General features: G+C 72.0%; 24 protein-coding genes. 12 read left to right on the top strand and 12 right to left on the bottom strand.

The window, feature by feature from the left end; translation table 11 throughout:
- Positions 1-65 precede the first annotated feature (65 nt).
- Together ACZ46W_RS21390 and ACZ46W_RS21385 are read right to left on the bottom strand one after the other, a co-directional pair.
- The gene (locus ACZ46W_RS21390; RefSeq protein WP_468339717.1) at positions 66-1277 is read right to left on the bottom strand and encodes a cytochrome P450; all 1212 of its coding nucleotides are present in this window, start codon (positions 1275-1277) and stop codon (positions 66-68) included.
- The gene (locus ACZ46W_RS21385; RefSeq protein WP_468339715.1) at positions 1267-2040 is read right to left on the bottom strand and encodes a cyclodityrosine synthase; all 774 of its coding nucleotides are present in this window, start codon (positions 2038-2040) and stop codon (positions 1267-1269) included. The genes ACZ46W_RS21390 and ACZ46W_RS21385 overlap by 11 nt, the downstream gene beginning before the upstream one ends.
- 210 nt (positions 2041-2250) lie before the next feature.
- Between ACZ46W_RS21385 and ACZ46W_RS21380 the strand changes: the two genes are divergently transcribed.
- On the top strand, positions 2251-4227 hold the full coding sequence (locus ACZ46W_RS21380) for a HelD family protein (protein WP_468339713.1): 1977 nt from the start codon (positions 2251-2253) through the stop codon (positions 4225-4227).
- Here ACZ46W_RS21380 and ACZ46W_RS21375 read toward each other — a convergent pair.
- The 3 genes from ACZ46W_RS21375 to ACZ46W_RS21365 form a co-directional block, all read right to left on the bottom strand.
- Complete coding sequence (locus ACZ46W_RS21375; RefSeq protein ID WP_468339711.1) at positions 4205-5677, bottom strand: MFS transporter; 1473 nt, start codon at positions 5675-5677, stop codon at positions 4205-4207. The two genes, ACZ46W_RS21380 and ACZ46W_RS21375, sit on opposite strands and share 23 nt — an antisense overlap.
- A gap of 144 nt (positions 5678-5821) precedes the next feature.
- Complete coding sequence (locus ACZ46W_RS21370) at positions 5822-6310, bottom strand: MarR family winged helix-turn-helix transcriptional regulator (protein WP_468339709.1); 489 nt, start codon at positions 6308-6310, stop codon at positions 5822-5824.
- Positions 6311-6368: 58 nt separating this feature from the next.
- Complete coding sequence (locus tag ACZ46W_RS21365) at positions 6369-6791, bottom strand: MarR family winged helix-turn-helix transcriptional regulator (protein WP_468339707.1); 423 nt, start codon at positions 6789-6791, stop codon at positions 6369-6371.
- A gap of 113 nt (positions 6792-6904) precedes the next feature.
- Between ACZ46W_RS21365 and ACZ46W_RS21360 the strand changes: the two genes are divergently transcribed.
- From ACZ46W_RS21360 to ACZ46W_RS21345, 4 genes are all read left to right on the top strand, one after another.
- Positions 6905-7810: an MBL fold metallo-hydrolase gene (locus ACZ46W_RS21360; RefSeq protein ID WP_468339705.1), complete on the top strand. Its 906-nt coding sequence runs from the start codon at positions 6905-6907 to the stop codon at positions 7808-7810.
- Positions 7811-7909: 99 nt separating this feature from the next.
- A complete protein-coding gene (locus ACZ46W_RS21355) occupies positions 7910-8314 on the top strand; it encodes a helix-turn-helix domain-containing protein (RefSeq protein WP_468339703.1) in 405 nt (134 codons plus the stop codon).
- Positions 8315-8340: 26 nt separating this feature from the next.
- On the top strand, positions 8341-8880 hold the full coding sequence (locus ACZ46W_RS21350) for a hypothetical protein (protein ID WP_468339701.1): 540 nt from the start codon (positions 8341-8343) through the stop codon (positions 8878-8880).
- Positions 8881-9091: 211 nt separating this feature from the next.
- Positions 9092-9433, top strand: coding sequence for a DUF2516 family protein (locus ACZ46W_RS21345; protein WP_366129004.1), 342 nt, complete (start codon positions 9092-9094; stop codon positions 9431-9433).
- Here the strand turns inward: ACZ46W_RS21345 and ACZ46W_RS21340 are convergent.
- The 3 genes from ACZ46W_RS21340 to ACZ46W_RS21330 form a co-directional block, all read right to left on the bottom strand.
- Entirely contained in the window at positions 9430-10758 is a 1329-nt protein-coding gene (locus ACZ46W_RS21340; RefSeq protein ID WP_468339699.1) for a PP2C family protein-serine/threonine phosphatase, read from the bottom strand. The two genes, ACZ46W_RS21345 and ACZ46W_RS21340, sit on opposite strands and share 4 nt — an antisense overlap.
- Positions 10759-10987: 229 nt before the next feature.
- Positions 10988-12076, bottom strand: coding sequence for a C40 family peptidase (locus ACZ46W_RS21335; protein ID WP_468339697.1), 1089 nt, complete (start codon positions 12074-12076; stop codon positions 10988-10990).
- A 148-nt stretch (positions 12077-12224) separates the two neighbouring features.
- Positions 12225-13040, bottom strand: coding sequence for a class I SAM-dependent methyltransferase (locus ACZ46W_RS21330; protein WP_468339696.1), 816 nt, complete (start codon positions 13038-13040; stop codon positions 12225-12227).
- 166 nt (positions 13041-13206) lie between these two features.
- Here ACZ46W_RS21330 and mshA point away from each other — a divergent pair, with 166 nt between their 5' ends.
- The 3 genes from mshA to ACZ46W_RS21315 all read left to right on the top strand — a co-directional run bounded on the left by mshA (position 13207) and on the right by ACZ46W_RS21315 (position 16874).
- The gene (gene mshA / locus ACZ46W_RS21325) at positions 13207-14568 is read left to right on the top strand and encodes a D-inositol-3-phosphate glycosyltransferase (protein WP_468339694.1); all 1362 of its coding nucleotides are present in this window, start codon (positions 13207-13209) and stop codon (positions 14566-14568) included.
- A complete protein-coding gene (locus ACZ46W_RS21320) occupies positions 14561-15049 on the top strand; it encodes a type III secretion system chaperone family protein (protein WP_468339692.1) in 489 nt (162 codons plus the stop codon). The genes mshA and ACZ46W_RS21320 overlap by 8 nt, the downstream gene beginning before the upstream one ends.
- Before the next feature lie 178 nt (positions 15050-15227).
- Positions 15228-16874, top strand: coding sequence for a glycosyl hydrolase family 28-related protein (locus tag ACZ46W_RS21315; protein WP_468339690.1), 1647 nt, complete (start codon positions 15228-15230; stop codon positions 16872-16874).
- On the opposite strand, the gene ACZ46W_RS21310 is transcribed toward ACZ46W_RS21315, so the two are convergent.
- A complete protein-coding gene (locus ACZ46W_RS21310) occupies positions 16864-18132 on the bottom strand; it encodes an MDR family MFS transporter (protein WP_468339688.1) in 1269 nt (422 codons plus the stop codon). The two genes, ACZ46W_RS21315 and ACZ46W_RS21310, sit on opposite strands and share 11 nt — an antisense overlap.
- A gap of 118 nt (positions 18133-18250) precedes the next feature.
- Between ACZ46W_RS21310 and ACZ46W_RS21305 the strand changes: the two genes are divergently transcribed.
- Complete coding sequence (locus ACZ46W_RS21305; protein ID WP_468339686.1) at positions 18251-19009, top strand: phosphoglyceromutase; 759 nt, start codon at positions 18251-18253, stop codon at positions 19007-19009.
- 63 nt (positions 19010-19072) lie between these two features.
- Here ACZ46W_RS21305 and ACZ46W_RS21300 read toward each other — a convergent pair whose 3' ends face one another.
- Together ACZ46W_RS21300 and phoU are read right to left on the bottom strand one after the other, a co-directional pair.
- Positions 19073-19222 (bottom strand): hypothetical protein, encoded by a 150-nt coding sequence (locus tag ACZ46W_RS21300; protein ID WP_366128995.1) that lies wholly within the window; start codon positions 19220-19222, stop codon positions 19073-19075.
- 371 nt (positions 19223-19593) lie between these two features.
- Positions 19594-20274, bottom strand: a complete 681-nt coding sequence (phoU, locus tag ACZ46W_RS21295) for a phosphate signaling complex protein PhoU (RefSeq protein ID WP_468339684.1) — start codon at positions 20272-20274, stop codon at positions 19594-19596.
- 200 nt (positions 20275-20474) lie between these two features.
- Between phoU and phoR the strand changes: the two genes are divergently transcribed.
- A complete protein-coding gene (gene phoR / locus ACZ46W_RS21290; protein WP_468339682.1) occupies positions 20475-21701 on the top strand; it encodes a two-component system sensor histidine kinase PhoR in 1227 nt (408 codons plus the stop codon).
- Positions 21698-22378, top strand: coding sequence for a two-component system response regulator PhoP (gene phoP, locus ACZ46W_RS21285; RefSeq protein ID WP_064067557.1), 681 nt, complete (start codon positions 21698-21700; stop codon positions 22376-22378). The genes phoR and phoP overlap by 4 nt, the downstream gene beginning before the upstream one ends.
- 232 nt (positions 22379-22610) lie before the next feature.
- Here the strand turns inward: phoP and ACZ46W_RS21280 are convergent, their stop codons facing one another.
- Positions 22611-23306 carry a DUF461 domain-containing protein gene (locus ACZ46W_RS21280; protein ID WP_468339680.1) on the bottom strand — a complete coding sequence of 232 codons (696 nt, stop codon included), beginning with the start codon at positions 23304-23306 and terminating at the stop codon, positions 22611-22613.
- A gap of 643 nt (positions 23307-23949) precedes the next feature.
- Between ACZ46W_RS21280 and ACZ46W_RS21275 the strand changes: the two genes are divergently transcribed.
- On the top strand, positions 23950-24432 hold the full coding sequence (locus tag ACZ46W_RS21275) for a CarD family transcriptional regulator (RefSeq protein WP_003953493.1): 483 nt from the start codon (positions 23950-23952) through the stop codon (positions 24430-24432).
- The last annotated feature ends 91 nt before the right edge of the window (positions 24433-24523 follow it).

Raw genomic sequence — 24523 nt, 5'->3', positions numbered from 1 at the left:
GCCGCTCAACGGCAGGACCGCCGCTCCCTCCTCCGGGCGAGCGGCGGTCCCGTTCGGGTGGCCGGCTACCACATCACGGGCAGCCGCTCCGGGATGCGCTTCATGAACCCGGTCCGCCACACCAACTGCTCGATCGGCACCGCGAGCTGGAGCCCGGGCATCCGGTCGAGCAGCGTCTCCAGGGCGATCTCCGCGTGCTTCTTGCCCAGCGCGGTCGCCGGGCAGTAGTGCCGGCCGCCGCCGAAGGAGAGGTGAGCCGTGTTGTTCTCACGCGTGAGGTCCACGGTGTGCGGGTCGCTGAACACCTCGGGGTCGAAGTTGGCGCCCTCGACCAGTACCAGCACCAGGTCGCCCTTCTTCACCTCCACGTCCCCGAGCGTCACGTCCTCCATGGCCAGGCGGGGCAGGCCGTCGCCGATGGACAGGTTGATCCGCAGCAGCTCGTCCACGGCCGCCGGGATCTTGGTGCGGTCCGCGAGGAGCTCGGCGGTCAGCTCGGGGTGCTGGATGAGCGAGACGAGGGCCATGGTCAGGAAGCCGGCGGTGGAGATGACCCCGGCGCCGAACATGGTCACGCCGACCGTCGCCAGCATCTCGTCCGTGAGGTGGTCGTACTCCGGGTCCTCGCGCAGCGCCGCGAGTTCGGCCATCAGCCCGGTGGTGGCCGGGTCGTCCAGGCGCTCCACCATGTAGGCGATGTCGCGGTCCCAGTTGAGCTTGGCGCCCGCGATGGGACAGGCCGAGTTCATGAACGCGATGTCCAGGCTGCGCATCAGCTTGGGCGCGTCCGCCTGCGGGATGCCGAGGATGTGGCAGTGCATGGCGGCGGAGTACGGGTCGGCGAACTGCCCGCGCAGGTCCGCCGGGGCGCCCTCGGCCATGAGCGCCTCGACCAGCTCGGCGGCGTTCGCCCGCATCCAGTCGGCGAGGCCGGGCGCCTTCGGGTTGAGCGCCTTGAGCACCGCCTTGCGCAGCCCGGCCCCGGTGATGTTGCCCATGTTGTTGACGACCTCGGGCGGGATCGTCAGCGCGTACTGCCGTGGCACGCCCGGCGCCGAGGTGTCCTTGAGGCTGAACCGCTGGTCCTCCAGGACCTGCTTGCACAGGGCGTGGGAGGACACCAGCCACGCCTCGTCACCGGCGATGGTCCGCACCCGCTTGACCGGCTCCTTGCGCAAAGTCTCGATCTCGGCGGGCAGTTGGTCGCCGCGCCAGGAGAACGGGAAGTCGACGATCCCGTCGAGCGCGGTCGCGACGGGCATGGTTTCAACGGACATCGGAGGAGTCTCCTTCGGCGGCGTGCCGCGCGGGCTGGGCGGGGGTCACGATCGCGTGGCCCTGGTTGCGGGAGGCGCGCAGTCCGGAGCCGCGCGAGTAGAGCAGCTCGGCCATCGGCAGTAGCTGGTGGTAGCAGTTGAGGGAGGACGGGACGCCCAGGATGGCCGGGGTGTCCAGGAACAGCGGCGCCTCGGCGCACACGTACTCCAGGCACACCGCGCGCTGCCGCTCGGTGGCGGTCTTCCCGCCCAGGACCTTGGAGGACAGGAAGGCGTCGATCAGCGCGTCGCAGGTCGCCCGGAAATCCTCGTCCACATCCAGTCGGCGGAGGAGGTGGTCGTGGATGGTCCGGTACGCCGGGTTGTCCTGGAACGCCGACATGGGGTGGGCGCGCAGGCGCCGTCCGTCCGGGTCGACGGCCGCGACGGCATTGGTGACCTTGGCCCGTACGCCCCGCAGGTTCTTCACGGCCTTGCGGCGGGCGTCTTCGGCGCTGTAGCCGGAGGCCTCGTACATCTCGGCCACGTGGAGGTCGGTATAGACGAAGTCCACCTGGTCGAAGTGGGCGATGCCCCAGCGCGCCAGGTCGGTGACGCGCTGGGCGGAGAAATAACTGTTGCCGGGTGACACACCGATCACGGCGTGGGCGCCCTCGGCGCAGATCACCTGGCAGTGGGCGGTGTAGGGCTGAACGGTGAACAGTCCGGCGGCAGTGTCCGGAGGAGTGAAGGCCTGGATCTCGAAGACGGTCTCAGTCGTCAACTGGAAGGAGTCCTTCGCGTCGCTAGTCCCAATGGAGCCTCGTGCTCCTGGTGTGGCGACGACGCCGAGAAGTTAGCTTCCGAACACGGAGAGTGTCAACGAGGCCCTCATCGTTTCCGGCCTGTACATGTCCTCTTACGGTGCGTGTAACCCGTGGTTCATCTTGAGGTCAAGTAAAAAACGTTACTCGGTTACGTTATTCTTGGCGGAATGACGTCACTCGACCATGAACTGAGCAAGGAACGGACCCACCACGACGCCTGCCGCGCGGCCCTGGACCGCATGGTCGACGGCGCCGCCCACCACGTCGTCACCGGCGAGGACGTCTCCGCGTCGGGCGCCGACGCCGAAGCCCTCGGCTACCACTTGCGCAGCCGGGCCAAGGAACTGCGCGAGGAGCCGCGCGGCCCGCTCTTCTTCGGCCGCCTCGACCACGAGGACGGCCGGCGCCACCACATCGGCCGCCGCCGCATCGGCGAACACCCGGCGGCCCCGCCGCTGGTCATCGACTGGCGCGCCCCCGTCGCACGCCCCTTCTACCAGGCGAGCACCCGTGACCCGCAAGGCGTGCTGGTGCGGCGGCGGTTCGGCTGGGCGCCGTTCAGCGACGGCGACTCGGCGGACCTGACGGGGCTGGAGGACGAGCACCTGACCGCGGGTGACGCGGGCCCCGGCGCGATCCTCACCGGCGAGATCGAACGCCCCCGCGTCGGACCCATGCGGGACATCGCGGCCACCATCCAGCCCGAGCAGGACGACCTCGTCCGCGCCGGGCTCACCGAATCCCTCTGCGTCCAGGGCGCCCCCGGCACCGGCAAGACCGCCGTGGGCCTGCACCGGGCCGCGTACCTGCTCTACACCCACCCGCAGCGCATCCGGCGCGGCGGGCTGCTGATCCTCGGGCCGAACCGCACGTTCCTGTCGTACATCGCCGAAGTCCTGCCCGCGCTGGGCGAGTCGGACGTCCGGCAGGCCACGATCGAGGACGAGGTCGACCGGGGCCACCAGGTGCGTGCGGTGGACTCGCCCGAGGCCGAGGCCGTCAAGCACGACGCCCGCATGGCCGGCGTCCTGCACCGCGCCCTGTACGCCCGGGTCGGCGCCCCCACGCAGCCGCTGGCCGTGCCCGACGGCTCCTACCGGTGGCGGGTGGGGCTGGACGAGCTGGCGGAGATCGTCGCGGACGTGCGGGCGGAGGCACCGCCCTACGCGGTGGGGCGCGAGCGGCTGCGCAGCCGGGTGGTGCGCGCGGTCCAGCTCCAGGCGGAGCGGCGGGCGGGGCCCAGGAGCGGGGCGTGGACGCAGCGGATCGGGCGGGCGCGGGCGGTGACGGCGTTCCTGGACGCCTGCTGGCCCAGGGTCACGCCGGAGGAGGTCCTCGCCGAGGTGCTGGCCGATCCGCGCGACCCGGCGCTCAGCGCCGAAGAGCGTGCGGCGATCCGGTGGGCGAAGCCGCCGCGTTCGTACCGGACCGCCCGGTGGAGCGCGGCCGACCTGGTGCTGCTCGACGAGCTCGCCGGGCTCGTCGAACGCCCCTCGGGCTACGGGCACATCGTGGTCGACGAGGCGCAGGACCTCTCCCCGATGCAGTGCCGCGCCATCGCCCGGCGCGCGGACTTCGGGTCCTTGACCGTGCTCGGCGACCTCGCGCAGGGCACCACCCCGTGGGCCGCCCGCGACTGGGCGGAGCACCTCGCCCACCTGGGCCGCGCGTCGGTCCCCGTGGTCGCCCTGACGACCGGGTTCCGGGCCCCGGCCGGGGTCGTCGCGCTGGCCAACAGGCTGCTGGCCGCACTGGACGTGGACGTACCGCCCGGAAGGTCACTGCGCCGGGACGGCGAGGTGACGGTCCGTGCGGTACGGGACGTGCGGGAGGCGGTGGCCGGCGCGGTACGGGCGGCGCTGACCCGCGAGGGCTCCATCGGCGTGATCGCCACGGAGGAGGCGGCCGGGGGGCTGCGGGCCGCGCTGGAGGCGGCGGGGCTGGCCGGGCCGCGGGTGACGGTGCTGCCCGCCACGCTGGCCAAGGGCCTGGAGTACGACCACGTCGTGGTGGCCGAACCCGCCGACATCGTGGCGGCCGAACCGCGCGGCCTGAACCGCCTGTACGTGGTCCTCACCCGCGCGGTCTCCCGCCTCGACGTCCTGCACGCCCGGCCGCTGCCTACACCGCTGCGGGACGGCTGACCGCCTCCGCCGGCGTGTGGCCGGCCTCGTGCGGCCGGCCCGGTCGCCGGGTGCGGCGCAGCACGGTGGACGCGATGGCGAGGGCGGCGACGAGGAGCCCCGTACCGACGGCGAAGGCCAGGCGGTAGCCGCCGGTCAGCGCCTCGGCCTGCCCGCTGCCGCCGGCGAGGAGGCTCTCCGTGCGGGAGGCGGCCAGGGTGGACAGGACGGCGACGCCCAGCGCCATGCCGATCTGCTGGGTGGTGTTGAACAGTCCGGACGCGAGCCCCGCGTCGTCCTCACCCGCGTCCGACATGCCGAGCGTGGTGAGGGCGGGCAGGGCCAGTCCGAATCCGGCGGCGAGCAGCATCACGGGCAGCAGGTCGACGACGTAGTTCGCCTGGACGGGGACACGGGTGAGCAGTCCGAGGACGCCGATCAGCAGGACCAGCCCGGTCAGCAGGACGTTGCGTTCACCGAAGCGGCCGATGAGGCGGGCGGAGACGCCCAGCGACACCGCGCCGATCACGGCGGCGGCCGGCAGCATCGCGAGGCCGGTGGCGGCGGCGCCGTAGCCGAGGACCTTCTGGAGGTAGAGCGCGACGAGCACCTGGAACGAGAACAGCGCGGCCACCATGAGGACCTGGACCAGGTTGGCCCCGGCGACGCTGCGGGAGCGGAGGACGCGCAGCGGCATGAGCGGGGTGGCGGCGGTGGCCTGGCGTATGACGAAGGCGGCGAGGAGTCCCAGGGCGAGGGCGCCGAGGCCCAGCGTGTGCGCGGAGGTCCAGCCGTACGCCTCGACCTTGACGACGGTGTAGATGCCGAGCATCAGCCCGCCGGTGACCAGGGCGGCACCGAGGACGTCGGCCCCGGCGGCCAGTCCCCGGCCTCGGTCGGCGGGGAGGACGGGAACCGCGACGGCGAGGGCGGCGACGCCGATCGGCAGGTTGATGAAGAAGATCCAGTGCCAGTCCAGGGCGTCGGTCAGGACGCCGCCGAGCACCTGGCCGAGGGAGGCCCCGGCCGCGCCGGTGAAGCTGAACACGGCGATGGCCCTGGCCCGTTCGCGCGGCTCGGTGAACAGCGTGACGAGGATGCCGAGGCTCACGGCGGAGGCCATCGCGCTGCCGGCGCCCTGGAGGAAGCGGGCGGCGATCAGCACGGCGGGCGAGCCCGCCACCCCGGCCAGCAGCGAGGCGGCGGTGAACACACCGGTACCCGCGAGGAACATCCGCTTGCGGCCGATCAGGTCGCCGAGCCGGCCGGCGAGCAGCAGCAGGCTGCCGAAGGCGATCAGGTAGGCGTTGACCACCCAGCTCAGGGCGGCGGGGGAGAAGCCGAGGTCGTTCTGGATGGCCGGCAGGGCGACGGTCACGATGCTGCCGTCGAGGACGGTCATCAGCATTCCGGTGGCGATGACGCCGAGGGCGAGGGTGCGTGGAGCGACGGTGCTCGGGACGAAGGACATGGCGGTCTCTCCTGTCGTGGGACGCGAGGCTGCGCGACAGGAGAGACCGTAGCAGATAGTTCTGTTGCAGACGATCTATTGCGGATTCTTTTGGGGATTGTGGGTGCGTGCTGTCGGTGTGGCGGTGGGTGCCTGCGGTGGGTGTTACTTCTCCCGCTGGCGGGCGCGCCGGGCCGGCCTGGGGCCCTCGACGGGGGTCGCCAGATGCCCCTCCACCAGGCGCTTCAGTGCCCGCAGGAGGGCCTCGCGGTCACCCTTGGGGAGGGCTGCCAGCGCCTCCGCGTGTACGCGGTCGACGATCTCCTGGCTCCGCCGCGCGACCCGGGCGCCCTCCTCGGTGACGGCGATGATCCGGGCGCGCCGGTCGGTGCTGGAGGGGCGGCGCTCGGCGAGCCCGGCCTCCTCCAGTGCGTCGACCGTGACGACCATCGTGGTCTTGTCCATGTCGCCGATCTCGGCGAGCTGGATCTGGGTGCGCTCCTCCTCCAGGGCGTGGACGAGGACGCAGTGCATGCGCGCCGTGAGTCCGATCTCCGCGAGGGCGGCCGACATCCGGGTGCGCAGGACGTGGCTGGTGTGGTCGAGGAGGAACGACAGGTCGGGCTCGGTGCGGGTGGGTGACATGGCGGTCATGCCCCCAGCGTAGCCATTCGGTCTGTGACGGATTATCCGAAACGAGACATTGCTCGGCTCAGTGCGTGATCGCCCGCTGGAGCAGGTCGTGCAGGGTGCGCTGCTGCTCCTGGGTGAGGCCCGCGAGGGGGGAGTCCTCGGTCAGCAGTTCCAGCAGCCGGCTCCGCAGCGCCGCGCCCTCGGTGGTGAGGACGAGCTGCTTGGCGCGCCGGTCGGTGGGGTGCGGGCGGCGCTCGATCAGGCCCTGCTTCTCCAGCTTGTCGACGACGAACGTGGCGTTCGAGGGCTCGCAGCTCATGCGGTCGGCGAGCTCGCGCATGGTCATCGGCCCGGTCAGCTCGCGCAGCGCGGTGGCCTGCGGGGCGGTGAGGCCCAGTCTGGCGGCGCGCTCGCGTACGTGTTCCGCGATCTGGTGGGCCATCCCGTTGACCAGGCCGCACAGCTCGCGCTCGGCGACGGCCTGTGCTTCCTGGTGCGTCATGGTGGCCAGCGTACCAAGCAACCCCATTCAGCCTGAATATTACGAGCTCGGATATTACTAGCTCTGATATTCCGAGCTTGAATGATTCAAGCTTGATGCATATGGTGATCGCCATGAGCATCCACACCACGCTGAACCACGAAGAACGACTGCGCCGTCCGTCGGTCATGCGATCGCTGCGGCTCGGTGAGACGAAAGTGACGTACGTGCCGGACGGGGCGGTGCAGTTGACGCCGCGCGGCTGGCTCCCGGCCACCACCGACGCCGTGTGGGAGGCCCATCCCGAGTACCTCGACGACTCCGGCCACCTCGTGGCGGGCATCGGCGGCCTGCTGGTCGAGCACGGCGACCGGGCCCTGCTGATCGACGCCGGCTTCGGGCCCCAGTCGTTCCCGGCCGAGCCCGGCAACGCGCACGGCGCCATCCACGGCGGGGCCCTGCTGGACAACCTGGCGCTCCTCGGCCGCCGCCCGGAGGACATCGAGGCGGTCGCCTTCACCCACCTGCACATCGACCACATCGGCTGGGCCTGGCACCCGGCCCCCGGCAGTGACCGCCCCGCCTTCGCCCGGGCCGACTACCTGGTGGCCGAGCCCGAGTGGACCCGGCGCCACCTGCTGGAGGCCCACGGCACCAGCAAGGAGACCCTCGCCGAACTGGCGCCCAGGGTGCGGACGGTGACCGACGGCCAGGAGGTCTTCCCCGGGGTACGGGTGCGGTTCGTCCCCGGCCACACCCCCGGGCATGCCGCCTACGTCATCACGGCGGGCGGGCGGCGGCTGATCGCCTTCGGCGACGCCCTCCACTCGCCCATCCAGGTCGCCCACCCGGAGTGGTCCGCGGCCCCCGACCACGACTCCGGCCAGTCGGCCGACTTCCGCCACCGGCTCGTCGCCGAACTCCAGCAGCCCGGCACGATCGGCTTCGGCATCCACTTCGCCGACGTGGTCTTCGGTCGCGTCCGCCCGGCCGCCCCCGCGAACGGAGGCCGGCCCGCCTGGTACCCCGTCGACGCCTGACCGGCGGCAGGGGGGCGGTGATGGCGGCGGCGAGGGTGATGGGAACACTTTTGCAAGCGCCTGCTTGCAAAAGTTAGCAAGTGGGTGCACCATCGGGGCATGGCATCACTCAACGTCGGCAATCTCGGCGAGTACCTGCGCGAGCAGCGGCGCAGTGCGCAGCTCTCGCTGCGTCAGCTCGCCGAAGCCGCCGGGGTGTCCAATCCGTATCTGAGCCAGATCGAGCGCGGGCTGCGCAAGCCGAGCGCGGAGGTGCTCCAGCAGGTCGCCAAGGCGCTGCGGATCTCCGCCGAGACGCTGTACGTGCGGGCCGGGATCCTGGACGAGCGGGAGCGCGAGGAGCTGGAGACGCGTGCCGTCATCCTCGCGGACCCGTCGATCAACGAGCGGCAGAAGCAGGTGCTGCTCCAGATCTACGACTCGTTCCGCAAGGAGAACGGACTCGATACGGAGACGAAGGGTGCCGATCACACCACCGAGGACGGCACCTCACCCGAACTCTGACTCTGCGATCCGGGAGGACCACAGTCGTGGCCATCATCGAAGAACTCCGCACGCCCCTCTACTTCGCCGCCGGTACGGCCGACCTCGCCGTGCAGCAGGCCAAGAAGGTGCCCGGCCTGATCGAGCAGATCGCCGCGGAGGCGCCCGCGCGCATCGACGCGGTGCGCAACACCGACCCCAAGGCCGTGCAGGAGAAGGTGAGCGCCCAGGCCAAGGAGGCCCAGGCCACCGTGCAGGCCAAGGTCACCGAGGTGCTCGGCTCCCTGGACACGGACCTGAAGAAGCTGGGCGAGAACGCGCAGCACTTCGCGCTGCGGAGCGTCGGCGTGGCGGCCGAGTACGCGGTCAAGGCGCGCGAGACGTACGAGAAGGTCGCCGAGCACGGTGAGCAGGCCGTGAAGCAGTGGCGCGGCGAGGCCGCCGAGGAGATCACCGAGATCGCCGTGGCCGTCGAGCCCGACCCGGAGCCGAAGACCGCGCCCGCCGCCAAGAAGGCCGCCCCGGCGAAGAAGGCCCCGGCTCCGCGCAAGGCGGCGGCGAAGAAGACGACGGCGTCGGACAAGTAGCGCGCACACCCGCCTCGGGGCGGAACGTGCCCGTCCACGGCCGCCCGGTCCGGCGTGGACGGGCACGTTCGGTGGACGGGCACGTTCAGTGGACGGGCACGTTCAGTGGAGACGGGGCCGTGCAGTGGACGGGCACGTTCAGGGGTGCCGGGGCGTTGTACGGGTACCTTGGCCGCGAGGCGCTTCACTCACTGACTAGGCGGTGCTCAGCATGTTGCTCGCAGGATTCAGCACGTTCCTCTTTCTGCTCAACCTCGCGATGCTCCTGATCGCCGTGGTCGCCCTGTTCATCGCGGCGACGGCACGCGAGGACGCCTACCGCGCCGCCGACAAGCAGACCAAGATGTTCTGGCTGATCATCCTGGGCGTCACGGTCGCGGTGAACCTGCTCGTGCCGATGCTGTTCCTGCAGATCGCCGGTCTCGTCGCCTCGATCGTCTTCATGGTCGACGTCCGGCCGGCCCTCCAGCAGGTGTCCGGCGGCGGGCGGGGCGGCCGGCGCGGCGGGTCCAGCAGCGACGGACCGTACGGCCCCTACAACGGCGGACGCTAGCGGCGGCGCGGCTTGCGGCGGCGGCCGGGCGCCGCCCCCTCGCCGGCCGCGCCCCCGGCGCTCTCGGCGGCCGTGCGCTCACGCGCGAGCAGCAGCACGGCCACGTCGTCCGTCAGCTCCCCGCCGTTCAGCTCACGCACCTCCGCCACCGCGGCCTCCAGCAGCTCCTCGCCGCCCAGGCCCGACGCGAGCTGGCGGTTGATCATCTCGACCATGCCGTCCTGGCCCAGCCTCGGCGAACCCGGCCCCGCCGAGCGCCCCTCGATCAGGCCGTCGGTGTACATCATCAGGCTCCACGAACCGCCCAGCTCCACCTGGCGGCGCGGCCAGCGGGCGCGCGGCAGCAGCCCCAGGGCGGGGCCGCCGTCCTCGTACGGCAGGAGCTGCGCGGCCCGGCCGTGCCGGGCTATCAGGGGCGAGGGGTGGCCCGCCAGGCACAGCCCGGCCCGGCGCCCGTCCGGCGCGATGTCGACCGTGCACAGGGTCGCGAAGATCTCCTCGTTGTCCCGCTCGTGCTCCAGCACCTGCTGGAGCGTCGAGAGCAGTTCGTCACCGCACAGCCCCGCCAGCGTCAGCGCCCGCCACGCGATGCGCAGCTCCACGCCGAGCGCCGCCTCGTCCGGCCCGTGCCCGCAGACGTCACCGATCATGGCGTGGACGGTCCCGTCCGGCGTCCGCACGGTGTCGTAGAAGTCGCCGCCCAGCAGCGCGCGCGAGCGCCCCGGCCGGTAGCGGGCGGCGAAGCGCAGGTCGGAGCCCTGGAGCAGCGGCGTGGGTAGCAGGCCCCGCTCCAGGCGGGCGTTCTCCTGGGCCCGCAGCCGCGACTCGGCCAGCTTCACCTGGACCGAGTCGGCCCGCTTGCGCTCCACGGCGTACCGGATGGCGCGGCTGAGCAGCGGTCCGTCCAGTTCCTCGCGGCACAGGTGGTCCTGCGCCCCGGCGCTCACCGCCGCGGCCGCCAGCTCGGCGTCGCCCGAAGCGGTCAGCGCCAGGACGGCGTGGCGCGGCGCGATGCGCAGCACATGGCGCAGCGGCGCCAGCCGGTCGTCGTCACCCGGCTTGCCGGCGGGCAGCGCGAGGTCGACGAGCACGCAGTGGACGTCGTCGGTGAGCAGCCGCTCGGCCTCGGTGAGGTTGCGAGCGGTACGGATGCGGACCCGGCCGCCGGACGCGTCGACCAGCTCCGGAACGGTGAAGGTGCCCGCCGGGTCGTCCTCGATCACGAGGAGGGTGAGGTCCGTGCCGACGGCGGCGGCCTGGGCGACGGCGGCCTGGGTCGGCGTGCTCGGAGTGCTCACCCTCTGTCGCGGTACGGGTACGGGCATCGGTTCGGTTTCCTTCCCTCCCCCCGAGGGCACGGTGGCACGTCGGTCGACACACCACCGACGGGGACCATAGCGGTCCGCGGTGGCCGAACGGAATGGAGATCGACGAAGAGCCGATGGCATATGCCGCGCAGCGGGAGGTAGTTGGGCACCGGGTCATGACGAACGTCACGCACCCCGTGTTGGCCCGGTCACATCCCGGGACGTATCCGGCAGCGTGACGTGCGCCTCACTTGTCCGGGCGTACGACTCCGAGGATCGCCATCGAGCCGGCGCCCGCAACCGTCACGTTCCGTCCCGGCCGGGGCGCGTGGATGATCGCCCCGTCCCCGATGTAGAGGCCGACGTGGCTGGCGTCCGCGTGGTAGATGATCAGGTCGCCGGGCCGCATGTCCTTGACGTCGATCCGGGGCAGCAGCCGCCACTGCTCCTGCGAGGTGCGCGGGATGCCCGTGCCGGCCGCGGCCCACGCCTGGGACGTCAGCCCCGAGCAGTCGTACGACCCCGGGCCCTCCGCGCCCCACACGTACGGCTTGCCGAGCTGGGCCGTGGCGAACTCGATCGCCTTCTTGCCCTGCGGGCTCGCGCTGCCGCCGATCTCCTTCAGCACGCCGGAGCCGAGCCAGGCCGTCTGTGCCTTGTCCTGCTCGTCCCGCTCCAGTTGCAGCAGCCGCTCGCGCTCCTCGGCCTCCAGTTGCGACTCCAGTCGCTTCGCGGCCGCGATCTTGGCCTCGATCTGCTTCTTCGTCCGGGCCTGCTGGACCCGGTTCGCCTCCAACTGCGTCCAGTGGGCGCTGGCGTCCTTGGTGTACGCCTCCAACTCGGCCTGGCGCTGGTTCAGTTCGGCGAGCAGGTCCTTGGTGGCCTTCTGGCCCTGGTGGAGGCGGCCGACGCCGCTGAGGAAGGCCTGCGGGTCGTCGGTGAGGACGAGCTGCGCCTCGTCGGGTATGCCGCCGTTGCGGTACTGCGCGCGGGCGGCCGCACCGGCCCGGTTCTTCAGGTCCGCGATCCGGGCCTGGCCGGCCACGATCGACCGCGCGAGCTTCACGATCTCGGCCGACTGCTTCTTCGCCCGCTCGTCGGCGAGGTTGTACGCGTCGGTGGCGGAGGCGGCCTGGCGGTAGAGGGCGTCGATCTCCCGGCGCACCTCCTCCAGGCTCTTGCCGGACGCGGGTCCGGGCGCGAGTCCCGGGGCGGGGGGTGCGGTGACGGGCGGGGGCGGGGTGGGTGCCGCGTACGCCGCCTGGACCGGTGACGCCAGCACGGTCAGAGCGCAGACCACGGTGATCGCGGCGGTGGCACAGCGGCGTCGGTTCACGGTTCCCCCATCTCCCCATCTGATTTACCGTCAGTAACTTCTGGCGCCGATCGAGATGGTGCCATGACGGTGGCGAAAACGACAGAGTCGTATCCACCCGTGTGGGACGAAAGATCGTCCGCGTGCGTTCCGTGCGGGAGCGGGCCGTTCAGTACGAGCCCGGCGCCAGCGCCGACCAGCGCACCGTCACCTCGCCCTGCCGCCACCGGCGCCGGGCGTCCACCAGCGGCCAGTCGGCCGCCAGGTCGCGCGCCGTCCTGATCCACCGCTGCCGGGCGCCCAGCGAGGCGTACGGCGCCGCCGCCGCCCACGCCCGGTCGAAGTCCCGCAGGAACGCGTGCACCGGCTCGCCCGGTACGTTCCGGTGGATCAGTGCCTTCGGCAGCCGCTCCGCCAGGTCGGAGGGGCGGTCCAGCGAGCCCAGCCGGGTGGCGAACGTCACCGTGCGCGGACCGTCCGGACCCAGCGCCACCCACACGTGGCGCCGCCCGATCTCGTCACACGTGCCCTCCACCAGCAGCCCGCCGGGCGCGAGCCGCGCGCACAGCCGCGCCCACACCGCCGCGACCTCGTCCTCGTCGTACTGGCGCAGCACGTTCGCCGCCCGGATCAGCGCCGGGGCGCCGTCCACCGGGACCTCGAAGCCGCCGTGGACGAACGTCAGCCCGTCGCGCGCGTAGGGCTGCGCGGCCGCCACCCGGGCCGGTTCGATCTCGACGCCCACGACGTGGGTGCGGGGGTCGGCGTCGCCCCGCAGCCGGTGCAGCAGCTCGACGGCGGTCCAGGGAGCGGCCCCGTACCCCAGGTCCACGGCCACGGGCGGCCGCTCGCTGCGGCGCAGCGCCGCGCCGTGGACGGCGGCGATCCAGCGGTCCATGCGGCGCAGGCGGTTGGGGTTGGTGGTCCCGCGGGTCGGTGTGCCGACGGGGCGGGTCCCGGTCGGGCGGGTGGTGCGCGGGGCCATGGGGACGAGGGTAAGGGCTGCGCGGACGTGTCCCCGTACGCGTAATGAATTGGCAAAGCGGAAATGCGGCGGGCCGGGCCGCTGTTGTCGCTTGGGAGGAGGGCCGTACGCACAGGCGCGCGCGTGTCCTCCGCTTGCCATGCCCGCACAGCGGAAGGACGCCGACGTGAGCCAGTATGTGTCCCGGTTCGCCGGCACCCTGGCGCCGCCGCACAGGCTCGGCGCGCCGCACCGGCTCCGGCTGCCCGGGCGGGCGCGGGTGCCGCGCCGGGTCGCCATGCTCAGCGTCCACACCTCCCCGCTGCACCAGCCCGGCACGGGCGACGCGGGCGGCATGAACGTCTACATCGTCGAGCTGGCCAAGCGCCTCGCCGCGATCAACATCGAGGTCGAGATATTCACGCGGGCCACCGCAGGCGGGCTGCCCCCGGCCGTGGAGCTGGCGCCGGGCGTCCTCGTACGCCACGTGGACGCCGGACCGTACGAAGGGCTCGCCAAGGAGGAGCTGCCCGCCCAGCTCTGCGCCTTCACGCACGGCGTCATGCGGACCTGGGCCGGGCACCGGCCCGGCCACTACGACCTGGTCCACTCCCACTACTGGCTCTCCGGCCACGTCGGCTGGCTCGCCGCCGAGCGGTGGGGCGTCCCGCTGGTCCACGCCATGCACACCATGGCCAAGGTCAAGAACGCGGCGCTCGCGGAGGGCGACACCCCCGAGCCGGCCGCGCGGGTCATCGGCGAGACGCAGATCGTGCGGGCGGCGGACCGGCTGATCGCCAACACCTCGGAGGAGGCCGACGAACTCGTCCGCTTCTACGAGGCCGAACCGTCGAAGGTCGCGGTCGTGCACCCGGGGGTGAACCTCGACCGGTTCCGGCCGGCGGACGGGCGGGCCGCCGCCCGCGCCCGGCTCGGGCTGCCGGCCGACGCGTTCATCCCGGTCTTCGCGGGACGCATACAGCCCCTGAAGGCCCCCGACATCCTGCTGCGGGCGGCGGCCCTGCTGCTGGAGCAGGACCCGTCGCTGCGGTCCCGGATGCTCGTGCCCGTCGTCGGCGGGCCCAGCGGCAGCGGCCTCGCCAAGCCCGAGGGGCTCCAGAAGCTCGCCGCGCGGCTGGGCATCGCCGATGTCGTGCGCTTCCACCCGCCGGTGCGGCAGGACGCGCTCGCCGACTGGTTCCGGGCGGCGTCCGTGCTGGTCATGCCCTCCTACAGCGAGTCGTTCGGGCTCGTCGCCATCGAGGCGCAGGCGGCCGGTACGCCGGTCGTCGCCGCGGCGGTGGGCGGGCTGCCGGTCGCGGTGCGCGACGGCTCGACCGGCTTCCTGGTGGAGGGGCACGACCCGGCGGACTACGCGGCCGCACTGCGCCGGTTCGTCGTCGACCCGTCGCTGACCGGCCGCCTCGGCGCGGCGGCGGCGCGGCACGCCGGGTCGTTCGGCTGGGACACCGCGGCGGCGGGGACGGCGGACGTGTACACCGCGGCCATGCAGGAACACCGCCGTGGCGTACGCTCGCGTCATGGCTGACGCCCGGAAGATCATCGAGTCCGCGCTGAACGACGCCGAGCTGACCTGGGAGTCCCCGGAGCCCGGCTCGTACGTCGTCACACTTCCCGGTACGCGCAAGCTGTCCACCACGCTGTCGCTGCGCCTGGGCCGCCATTCGCTGTCCCTGAACGCGTTCGTGATCCGGCACCCCGACGAGAACGAGCCCGGTGTCCACCGCTGGCTGCTGGAGCGGAACCTGCGGCTGTACGGCGTGGCGTACGCGGTCGACAGCCTTGGTGACATCTACCTGACCGGCAAGCTGCCGCTGTCCGCGGTCACCCCGGAGGAGCTGGACCGTGTGCTCGGCTCGGTCCTGGAGGCGGCGGACGGGGCCTTCAACACGCTGCTGGAGCTGGGCTTCGCGACGGCGATCCGCAAGGAGTACGCGTGGCGCGTCGCCCGCGGCGAGTCCACGCGCAACCTGGAAGCGTTCACCCACCTGACCCGTCCGGCTAACTGACCGACCCGGCCGGGTCGGGCCGGCCCGTGGCGACCCTGCACGGCCCCGCCCCGGCCGTCGTCCGTCTGCGCGACGTAACAACCCCGCCCGCACGACCCCTTCCACGCGCCCGTACCCCATGGCATGCTCACCGCAACCCCGCACATGAACACCGTTCACGTACGTGGAAAGGTGGGCCATGCTGACCAGACGCACCCTGCTCGGCGGCGCCGTCGCCGTCGCCGCGGCGGCCACCGCCCCGGACGCCGCCGCGCGCGAGCGGCGAACCGCCGCGCTGTGGCGGGAGTTCACGGCGGCGCCGTACACCCACCCGCAGATCCCGTACGTCGCCCGCGCGGGCCGCCGTGCGGGGGCCGTGGGGTTCCCGCGCCGTCCCGTGGTGGCCGACGTCGTGGCGTACGGGGCCAGGCCGGACGGCACGGAGGACGCCGCGCCCGCCATCAACCGGGCCCTCGGGGAGGCCAGCGCGCGCGGCGGCGGCACCGTCCTCGTCCCGCCCGGCACGTACCGCGTCGACGACGTCATCCGCATCGGCCACAGCCGCGTCACCCTCAAGGGCGCGGGCAGCGGGCGTACGAAGCTCGTCGCCACGAGGCACCTGACCGAACTGATCGGGCCGTACGGGTCACGTTACGGCGGCGACAAGTCGTCCTGGTCCTGGGCGGGCGGGCTCATCTGGCTGTGCCCGGAGGGCCGTTACGAGGACCTCACCACCGCGATCAAGGCCAAGGCGTGGCCCTTCGAGGGCTGGACCGGCAACCGGCGCGACCAGTGGCGCACGCTCACCACCGTGCGGCCCGCGCGCCGGGGCGACCGGTCCGTGACGGTCGACGACCCGTCAGCCCTCGCGGCGGGCGACCTCGTTCTGCTGCGGCTCGCCGACGACCACGCCCACACCCTGCTTCGGCACATGGCCGGCGACGGCCCCGGCCCCGCCGCGTACGCCTGGGACGACAAGACCAAGCTCCTCAGCTACGTCCCGTACGAGTGGCCCGTGCGCGTCCTGGGCGTACGGGGACGGACCGTCACACTGGAACGGCCGCTGCCCCTCGACGTACGGCCCGAGTGGGACCCACGGCTGACCACGCACGTGGCCGCGCTCACCGACTCCGGGGTCGAGGGGCTCACCCTGGAGGCCGTCGAGGCGCCACAGCAACCGCACCTGCTCGACAAGGGGTTCAACGGCGTCACCTTCCAGTGCGCCTACGACTGCTGGGCCGACGACGTCACCGTCCGCCACGTCGACAACGGCTTCGGGCTGGTCGCCGCGTCGGCGTGCACCCTGCGCCGCACGAGGGTCGCCGGACGGGGGACGCACCACCCGTACTTCTGCCGCGAGGGCTCGCACGACAACCTCGTCGAGGACTTCACCGTCGAGCGGCGCACCACCCCCGCACCGCCCGGCACCCAGCTCCACGGCATCAACGTGGAGGGACTGTCCAGCCACAACGTCTGGTCACGCGGGGAGATGGAGACGGGCACGTTCGACACCCACCGGGGGATGCCGTTCGCGAACGTGAGGACGCAGATACGGGTCCACAACGACGGGCGGCACGGCGGAGACGCCTCGGCGGGACCGCTGTACGGGGCCCGGTTCACCCACTGGAACGTCACCGTCACCAACCGGCGCGCCGGGCTGGTCCGGCTCGACGGCATCGCCCCGTACAGCGCGACCGTCGGGATCAGCGAGGTGCGGGAGTTCGACCAGATCGACGTCCCGGACTTCGCCGGCCCGCTCCACACACGTCTGGAGGCGTACGGCACCCCCGTGTCCGTACGCCCCCAGAATCTCTACGAGGCCCAGCGCGCCCTCCTCAGGCGGTGACCGCCTCCCGCTCCCGGGGCGGCGTCGCGGCCCCCGCCTCGGGGGCGTCCTCCTCCGGCAGGTTCCGCATCAGCAGCCAGTAGCCGAGCCCGGCCACCGTCCCGAGGACCGCGCACGCGCCCCACAGCCACTCCGCGCCGAACCGGTCGATCATCCAGCCGGACATCAGCGGCGCGATCAGCGCGGCGACCGACCACGACATCGTGTACACGCCCTGGTAGCGGCCACGCCCGTGGACCGGGGAGAGCCGCACCACCAGGCCCGTCTGCGTCGGGGCGTTCACGATCTCGGCGAGCGTCCAGACGCAGACGGTCAGCGCGTAGACGCCGACCGACCCGGCGAAGGCGGTGAGCCCGAAGCCGTACCCCGCCAGCAGCGACGAGGCGATCAGCAGCCGGCGCGGGTCGCGGTGCTCGATGTACCGGGTGACCGGGATCTGGAGCGCGACGATGAGGACGCCGTTCACCGCCATCGCCAGCCCGAAGTCCGCCGCGCCGAACCCGTCCGCGCCCATGGCGACCGGCAGCCCCACGTACCCCTGCTGGAAGATCAGCGAGATGAGGAAGGACAGGCCCACCACACCCATGAACCGCCCGTCCCGCAGGACCGTCCCCATCCCGACCTCCGGCTCCACGGCCTTCCCGGCGGCCGAGGGGGCCTGGGAGGGGCGGGACTCGGGCAGCTTGACGAAGATCAGGACCGCGCAGGTCAGGGTGAGGACGGCCTCGCCGAGGAAACCCGCGAGGTAGCTGTACTCCGCGATGAACCCGGCACCGGCGGCCGAGATGGCGAAGCCCAGGTTGATCGCCCAGTAGTTGAGCGAGAACGCCCGCATGCGGTCCTCGGGCCGGACGATGTCCGCCATCATCGCCTGCACGGCGGGCCGCGAGGCGTTCGACGCCGCGCCGACGACGAACGCGACGGCGGCGATCGCGACCGGGTGCTGCATGAAGCCGAGGACGGCGACCGAGACGGCCGTCGACACCTGGGCGATCAGCAGCGTGGGACGGCGGCCGAGCCGGTCGGTCATCACACCGCCGGCGACCGACGAGATGACGCCGCCGAGCCCGTGCAGGGAGGCGACCAGCCCGGCGTACGAGGCCGAATAGCCGCGCTCCAGGGTCAGGTACAGGGCCATGAACGTCGCCACGAAGGCGCCGAGCCGGTTGATCAGGGTGCTGGCCCACAGCCACCAGAACGCGCGCGGCAGGCCCGCGACGCTCTCTCTGGCCGCCCGTTTGAGCGTGGTGATGGACATGCGTAACCCCCCGTAAGCGGCTGACCCGGTGATCGCAAATTACGGGCTGCCGGTTGTCGGGGGCCACTCAATTGACGGGAGCCGTCAAGTGTCATCGGCGTCCATTAATCTCGTACGCATGGCCGACGCACCGTACAAGCTGATCCTCCTCCGCCACGGCGAGAGCGAATGGAACGCGAAGAACCTGTTCACCGGCTGGGTGGACGTCAACCTCACCGAGAAGGGCGAGAAGGAGGCTGTCCGCGGCGGTGAGCTGCTCAAGGACGCCGGTCTGCTCCCCGACGTGCTGCACACCTCCCTCCAGAAGCGCGCCATCCGCACCGCGCAGCTCGCCCTGGAGGCCGCCGACCGCCACTGGATCCCGGTCCACCGCTCCTGGCGCCTGAACGAGCGGCACTACGGCGCGCTCCAGGGCAAGGACAAGGCGCAGACGCTCGCCGAGTTCGGCGAGGAGCAGTTCATGCTGTGGCGCCGCTCCTACGACACCCCGCCGCCGGTCCTCGCCGACGACAACGAGTTCTCCCAGGCCGGCGACGCGCGCTACGCCACCATCCCGCCGGAGCTGCGCCCCCGCACCGAGTGCCTCAAGGACGTCGTCGTCCGCATGCTGCCGTACTGGTACGACGGCATCGTCCCGGACCTCCTCGCCGGCCGCACGGTCCTGATCGCCGCCCACGGCAACAGCCTGCGCGCCCTGGTCAAGCACCTGGACGGCATCTCCGACGCCGACATCGCGGGCCTCAACATCCCGACGGGCATCCCGCTGGTCTACGAGCTCGACGCCGACTTCAAGCCGCTCAAGCCGGGCGGCACGTACCTGGACCCCGAGGCGGCCAAGGCGGCCATCGAGGCGGTCAAGAACCAGGGCAAGAAGTAACCGCACACGGCAAGGGCCCCGTCCACGTGGTGGACGGGGCCCTTCACGTGCACGCCCGGCGGGTCAGCCGCAGCAGCCGCCGCACTGGCACGGCGCGCCCGACTGGCAGCCGCAGCCGCAGCCCGAGCCACAGCCACAGGCGCCCAGCACGGGCAGGCGGAGCACTTCGACGGGCACTTCCAGCTCGGGGTCGGTCATGGGCGTATCTGCCATGGGTCCCTCCTCGAAGGCGTACGTTCCAAGGCGTACGTCGCCTCTCCCCATTGCATGCCCAGCCGACAGGGCGCATCAACGGCGCACAGGTGTGCGGCCGCCCGATGCGCGCCCTTGCGCGACCCCTTCTTCCGGCGTCCCTCGCGCTGCTTCGCAGGCTTCGGGCCGCGTGTCGCCTTCGGCGACCGTCCGCGACCCGGGCGCGGCCGCCCGGTGCGTGCCGTTACGCGCCCTCGACCGGGGCCTCCGTCTGCTGGAGCTCGTCGGCGACCCCTTCTTCCGGCGTCCCTCGCGCTGCTTTGCGGGCTTCGGGCCGGGTGTCGCCTTCGGCGACCGTCCGCGACCCGGGCGCGGCCGCCCGGTGCGTGCCGTTACGTGCCCTCGACCGGGGCCTCCGTCTGCTGGAGCTCGTCGGCGTGCTCGCCGGTCACCAGGTAGACCACGCGCTTGGCGACCGACACCGCGTGGTCGGCGAAGCGCTCGTAGTAGCGGCCCAGCAGGGTGACGTCGACCGCGGTCTCGATGCCGTGCTTCCAGCGGTCGTCCATCAGGTGCTGGAAGAGCGTCCGGTGCAGCCGGTCCATCTCGTCGTCGTCGTGCTCGAGCTGGAGCGCGAGGTCGACGTCCTTGGTGATGATGACCTCCGCTGCCTTCGCCATCAGGCGCTGCGCGAGCTGGCCCATCTCCAGGATCGTGGCGTGCAGGTCCTGCGGCACCGCCGCGTCCGGGAAGCGCAGCCGCGCCAGCTTGGCGACGTGCTGGGCAAGGTCCCCGGAGCGCTCCAGGTCCGCGCTCATCCGCAGCGAGGTCACCACGATCCGCAGATCCGTCGCCACGGGCTGCTGGCGCGCCAGCAGGGCTATCGCCCGGGCCTCCAGGTCGTGCTGAAGGTCGTCGACCTTCTGGTCGGCCGCGATCACGGCCTCCGCCAGCTTCAGATCCGCGTCGAGCATCGCCGTCGTGGCGCGCCCGACGGCCGAGCCGACCAGCCGGGCCATCTCGACCAGACCCTCGCCGATCGAGTCCAGTTCCTCGTGGTACGCGTCCCGCATGGATGTCCCTCTCTCAGTGCGAACCTCAGGGGTCCGGGTGGGCTCGGACCCCTACGCTCCCACGGTCCGAGTCCAAAAAGTCCGGGGCCTCCCTCACAAGTGAACCGTCACTTTCCCCTCGGTGAACTCTGAGCGACGACTGTTCGAGCACGCCCCCTGATGGCTGGGAGAGTGTCCGAGCGCCCGCATAACCTGGATGCATGGACGTGAACGCGGCGGTCGCCGCATTGGCCGCGATCGCCGGCGCGTGCACCGGCGTGATCGCCATGCTGGCGTTCCGCTGGAGCGAGCGCGACCAGGCGAGACCCACCCGGACCTCCCTCCACACGGACGCCGTACTGCCGCCCGGTGTGGACACGGTCCTGTCCGTACTGCGCTCCTCCGCCGTCGTCCTCGACGAGAGCGACTCCGTCGTCAAGGCCAGCTCGGCGGCGTACGCGCTCGGGCTCGTCCGGGGCGGCAAACTCGCCGTCGAGCCCATGCTCCACATGGCCCGCGACACCCGCCGCGACGGCGAGATACGGCAGGTCGAGCTGGACCTCCCCCGGCGCGGCACCGGGCGCGGCGAGGCCCTCGCCGTCTCCGCCCGCGTCGCCCCCCTCGGCTCCCGCCTCGTCCTGCTCCTGGTCGAGGACCTCACCGAGGCCCGCCGCATCGAAGCCGTACGCCGCGACTTCGTCGCCAACGTCAGCCACGAGCTGAAGACCCCCGTCGGCGCCCTGTCCCTGCTCTCCGAGGCCGTCATGGACGCCTCCGACGACCCCGAGGCGGTCATGCGCTTCGCCGGGCGCATGCAGATAGAGGCGACCCGGCTCACCAACCTCGTCCAGGAGCTCATCGACCTCTCCCGCGTCCAGAACGACGACCCGCTGGAGGACGCCGAGCCCGTCCGGGTCGACGAGCTCGTCGCCGAGGCCATCGACCGCTCCCGGCACACCGCCTCCACCAAGCAGATCACCATGGCCGCCGGCGGCACCGCCGACCTGCACGTCTGGGGTCACCGCGGCCAGCTCGCCGCCGCCCTCGGCAACCTCGTCGAGAACGCCGTCAACTACTCCCCGGCCCACACCCGCGTCGGCATCGCCGCCCGCCGGGTCACCGCGCCCGGGGGCGACCAGATAGAGATCGCCGTCACCGACCAGGGCATAGGCATCCCCGACAAGGACAAGGAGCGCATCTTCGAGCGCTTCTACCGCGTCGACCCCGCCCGCTCCCGCGCCACCGGCGGTACGGGACTGGGCCTCGCGATCGTCAAGCACGTGGCCGCCTCGCACGGCGGGGAGGTCACGGTGTGGAGCACCGAGGGTCAGGGCTCCACGTTCACCCTCCGCCTCCCCGAGGCCGGCGCCGGACGGGACCGCTCTTCGCGGTCCCACCACGACCACACCACCACCGAACCGCTCACAGCCCCGGAGGTCCTTCCGTGACCCGAGTGCTCGTCGTCGAGGATGAGGAATCCTTCAGCGACGCCCTGTCCTACATGCTCCGCAAGGAAGGCTTCGAGGTCGCCGTCGCGACGACCGGGCCCGAGGGGCTGGATGAGTTCGAGCGCAACGGCGCCGACCTCGTCCTGCTCGACCTCATGCTGCCCGGCCTGCCCGGCACCGAGGTCTGCCGCCAGCTCCGCGGCCGGTCGAACGTTCCGGTGATCATGGTGACCGCCAAGGACAGCGAGATCGACAAGGTCGTCGGACTGGAGATAGGAGCCGACGACTACGTCACGAAGCCCTTCTCCTCCCGTGAGCTGGTCGCCCGCATCCGGGCCGTCCTCCGCCGCCGCGGCGAGCCGGAGGAGGTCGCCCCGGCGGCCCTGGAGGCCGGGCCGGTCCGGATGGACGTGGACCGCCACGTCGTCACGGTCGCGGGCGGCAAGGTCGACCTGCCGCTGAAGGAGTTCGACCTGCTGGAGATGCTGCTGCGCAACGCGGGCCGGGTGCTGACCCGGATGCAGCTCATCGACCGGGTGTGGGGCGCGGACTACGTCGGCGACACCAAGACCCTCGACGTCCACGTCAAGCGCCTCCGCGCCAAGATCGAACCCGACCCCGGCGCCCCCCGCTACCTGGTCACGGTCCGGGGCCTGGGCTACAAGTTCGAGCCGTAGGCCAGCCCCTGCCGCCGGACGGCGTCCGGCGCGGCGCTCCCAAGCCCGCGCGGCGCTCCCAAGCCCGCGCGGCGGTGCAAGCCCGCGTATCGGTGCAAGCCCGCGTAGCGGTGCGAGGGGCGCGGAAGGGGCGGTCACGTCCGAGCCGTAGGCCGGCGCCCGGCCGTGGCCCGGCGGACAGCACGAGGGGCGCCCCACCACTGGTGGGGCGCCCCTTCCGCGTACGTGTGCCTCAGTGACCTGCGCCGTGCGACGCCGAGGCGGAGTCCGACGGGGTGGCCGACGACGCCTCGTCGCCGCCCGCCGGGGCGCCGGGGGTGGCGGTCGGCGAGACGGTGGCGGCGTCGGTGGGGGCGCCCGACGGCGGGGCGGGCGGGACGGACGTCGGGGACTGCTCCGCCGGCTTCTGCGGGACCTCCGCCGGGCCGTAGCCCGCGAAGTAGCTGGTCGCCGGGATGACGAACGCCTTGAGCTCGACGTCGCCGGTCTCGCTGAGCTTGAAGACGACCTCCTGCGCGTTGCCGTCCTGCGCGGCCTCGCGGCCCTTCTCGATCACCGCGGAGGCGTTGCCCTTGCCGCCGATGAGGACCGAACCGCCCGCCGGGACGGTGATCGGGCCCGAGCCGCTCGCGGCGGTGAGCTTGACCTCGGCGTTGCTGCCGGGCAGCTCGATGGCCTCCAGGGTCTCCGCCTTGGAGCCGTTGTTGAAGATCATCGCCGAGACGACGGCGGGGCCCTCGGCGTCGAGCTTCGGCTGCGTGATCACCATCGCGTTCTGGATCTTGACGGTGCCGACGGAGGTGGCGGCGTTGTCCGGCTTGACGCCGAGCGTCTGCGCGTCGTTGCCCGCACCGCAGGCGGAGAGCGAGGCGATCGAGATCACGATGGCGGTGGCGGCGAGGGCGCCGCGTCGAAGGCTGCGGCTCACGGCGGCGGCAACTCCTAGGACGTACGGACGGAGGGACGGGCACGGTGTGGTGGTACTGGCTGTCCGCCCGACCCCGGGATCGGGCCCGGGGATCAGTCGGCGCGCTCAGGTTACCGACCCCTCCACCCCGCCCCGCACCCGACCCGCCCCACTCCCGTGTCGGGGTCCGGGGGCGCCGCCCGTACGCCGGCCGCTCCCGTGTGCTTCGTTCCGCGTTCACATAACCGCTCTTGATCAATTCCGGGGCGGTCCCGCATTCCTCGTGAAATGCGCCGCTCGATCACGCTTCGCCAAGCTCCGCGATCAACGCGCGACCCGCACTCGGTCAATTTCGACAATCGTCCGGCATCGCCGTCCGTACGAGTGAGCGGCCGCCGAACGGAGTACGGGAAGTTCACCTCCTGGAACCCGGCAAATCGGGACGATCGGGCCCTTCGGACCGCCCGTGGAGGGGTGTGACGTGCCGGTTTCAGGCCGCCCGCGCAGCCGCTCCGACCTGCGAATACCCCCTTCCGGAACCCCTCCGCAGCACGTTCCTGTTGCTGTTGTCAAGCCCCGAGATATGCCCTGACCTGCGAAAACGCCATTCAGAAGAAGCCGTATCCGTGTTACCCTGGATAGCCACGGAAGGGGTACCTGTCACATGACGTTCAAGGTTGGCGACACCGTGGTCTATCCCCATCACGGGGCCGCGCTGATCGAGGCCATCGAAACTCGCCAGATCAAAGGCGTGGACAAGACCTACTTGGTGCTCAAGGTCGCCCAGGGCGACTTGACGGTTCGTGTGCCAGCGGACAATGCGGAGTTCGTCGGCGTGCGCGATGTGGTCGGTCAGGACGGACTGGACCGGGTCTTCGAGGTGCTGCGCGCACCGTACGCCGAGGAGCCGACGAACTGGTCCCGTCGCTACAAGGCAAATCTCGAGAAGCTCGCCTCCGGCGACGTCATCAAGGTCGCCGAAGTGGTGCGTGACCTGTGGCGCCGCGAGCGTGAGCGCGGTCTGTCCGCCGGTGAGAAGCGCATGCTCGCCAAGGCGCGCCAGATCCTGGTGAGCGAGCTCGCCCTCGCGGAGAACACCAACGAAGACAAGGCCGAGGCCCTGCTCGACGAGGTCCTCGCGTCCTGACGTGTCGCACGACGCGTCTCACACAGAGCGCGTAGCTGATGTGAAGCGATGCCGCGGTGCCCGCTGACATGCTGTGACAGACAGCTTCGTC

This window comes from Streptomyces sp. NPDC031064, assembly GCF_055570965.1.
Note: the sequence above shows the minus strand (reverse complement) of the source record. Positions and strands in the feature narration are given on the sequence as shown.

Bases quoted from the DNA above. Each gene is read 5' to 3' on its own strand.
- ACZ46W_RS21305 (WP_468339686.1), top strand. From the start codon at position 18,251: ATGGCCGACGCACCGTACAAGCTGATCCTCCTCCGCCACGGCGAGAGC.
- ACZ46W_RS21320 (WP_468339692.1), top strand. From the start codon at position 14,561: ATGGCTGACGCCCGGAAGATCATCGAGTCCGCGCTGAACGACGCCGAG.
- ACZ46W_RS21360 (WP_468339705.1), top strand. From the start codon at position 6,905: ATGAGCATCCACACCACGCTGAACCACGAAGAACGACTGCGCCGTCCG.
- ACZ46W_RS21345 (WP_366129004.1), top strand. From the start codon at position 9,092: ATGTTGCTCGCAGGATTCAGCACGTTCCTCTTTCTGCTCAACCTCGCG.
- ACZ46W_RS21375 (WP_468339711.1), bottom strand. From the start codon at position 5,677: ATGTCCTTCGTCCCGAGCACCGTCGCTCCACGCACCCTCGCCCTCGGC.
- ACZ46W_RS21380 (WP_468339713.1), top strand. From the start codon at position 2,251: ATGACGTCACTCGACCATGAACTGAGCAAGGAACGGACCCACCACGAC.
- ACZ46W_RS21330 (WP_468339696.1), bottom strand. From the start codon at position 13,040: ATGGCCCCGCGCACCACCCGCCCGACCGGGACCCGCCCCGTCGGCACA.
- ACZ46W_RS21315 (WP_468339690.1), top strand. From the start codon at position 15,228: ATGCTGACCAGACGCACCCTGCTCGGCGGCGCCGTCGCCGTCGCCGCG.
- ACZ46W_RS21300 (WP_366128995.1), bottom strand. From the start codon at position 19,222: ATGGCAGATACGCCCATGACCGACCCCGAGCTGGAAGTGCCCGTCGAA.
- ACZ46W_RS21310 (WP_468339688.1), bottom strand. From the start codon at position 18,132: ATGTCCATCACCACGCTCAAACGGGCGGCCAGAGAGAGCGTCGCGGGC.
- ACZ46W_RS21355 (WP_468339703.1), top strand. From the start codon at position 7,910: ATGGCATCACTCAACGTCGGCAATCTCGGCGAGTACCTGCGCGAGCAG.
- ACZ46W_RS21390 (WP_468339717.1), bottom strand. From the start codon at position 1,277: ATGTCCGTTGAAACCATGCCCGTCGCGACCGCGCTCGACGGGATCGTC.
- ACZ46W_RS21365 (WP_468339707.1), bottom strand. From the start codon at position 6,791: ATGACGCACCAGGAAGCACAGGCCGTCGCCGAGCGCGAGCTGTGCGGC.
- ACZ46W_RS21370 (WP_468339709.1), bottom strand. From the start codon at position 6,310: ATGACCGCCATGTCACCCACCCGCACCGAGCCCGACCTGTCGTTCCTC.
- phoU (WP_468339684.1), bottom strand. From the start codon at position 20,274: ATGCGGGACGCGTACCACGAGGAACTGGACTCGATCGGCGAGGGTCTG.
- ACZ46W_RS21275 (WP_003953493.1), top strand. From the start codon at position 23,950: ATGACGTTCAAGGTTGGCGACACCGTGGTCTATCCCCATCACGGGGCC.
- phoR (WP_468339682.1), top strand. From the start codon at position 20,475: ATGGACGTGAACGCGGCGGTCGCCGCATTGGCCGCGATCGCCGGCGCG.
- ACZ46W_RS21340 (WP_468339699.1), bottom strand. From the start codon at position 10,758: ATGCCCGTACCCGTACCGCGACAGAGGGTGAGCACTCCGAGCACGCCG.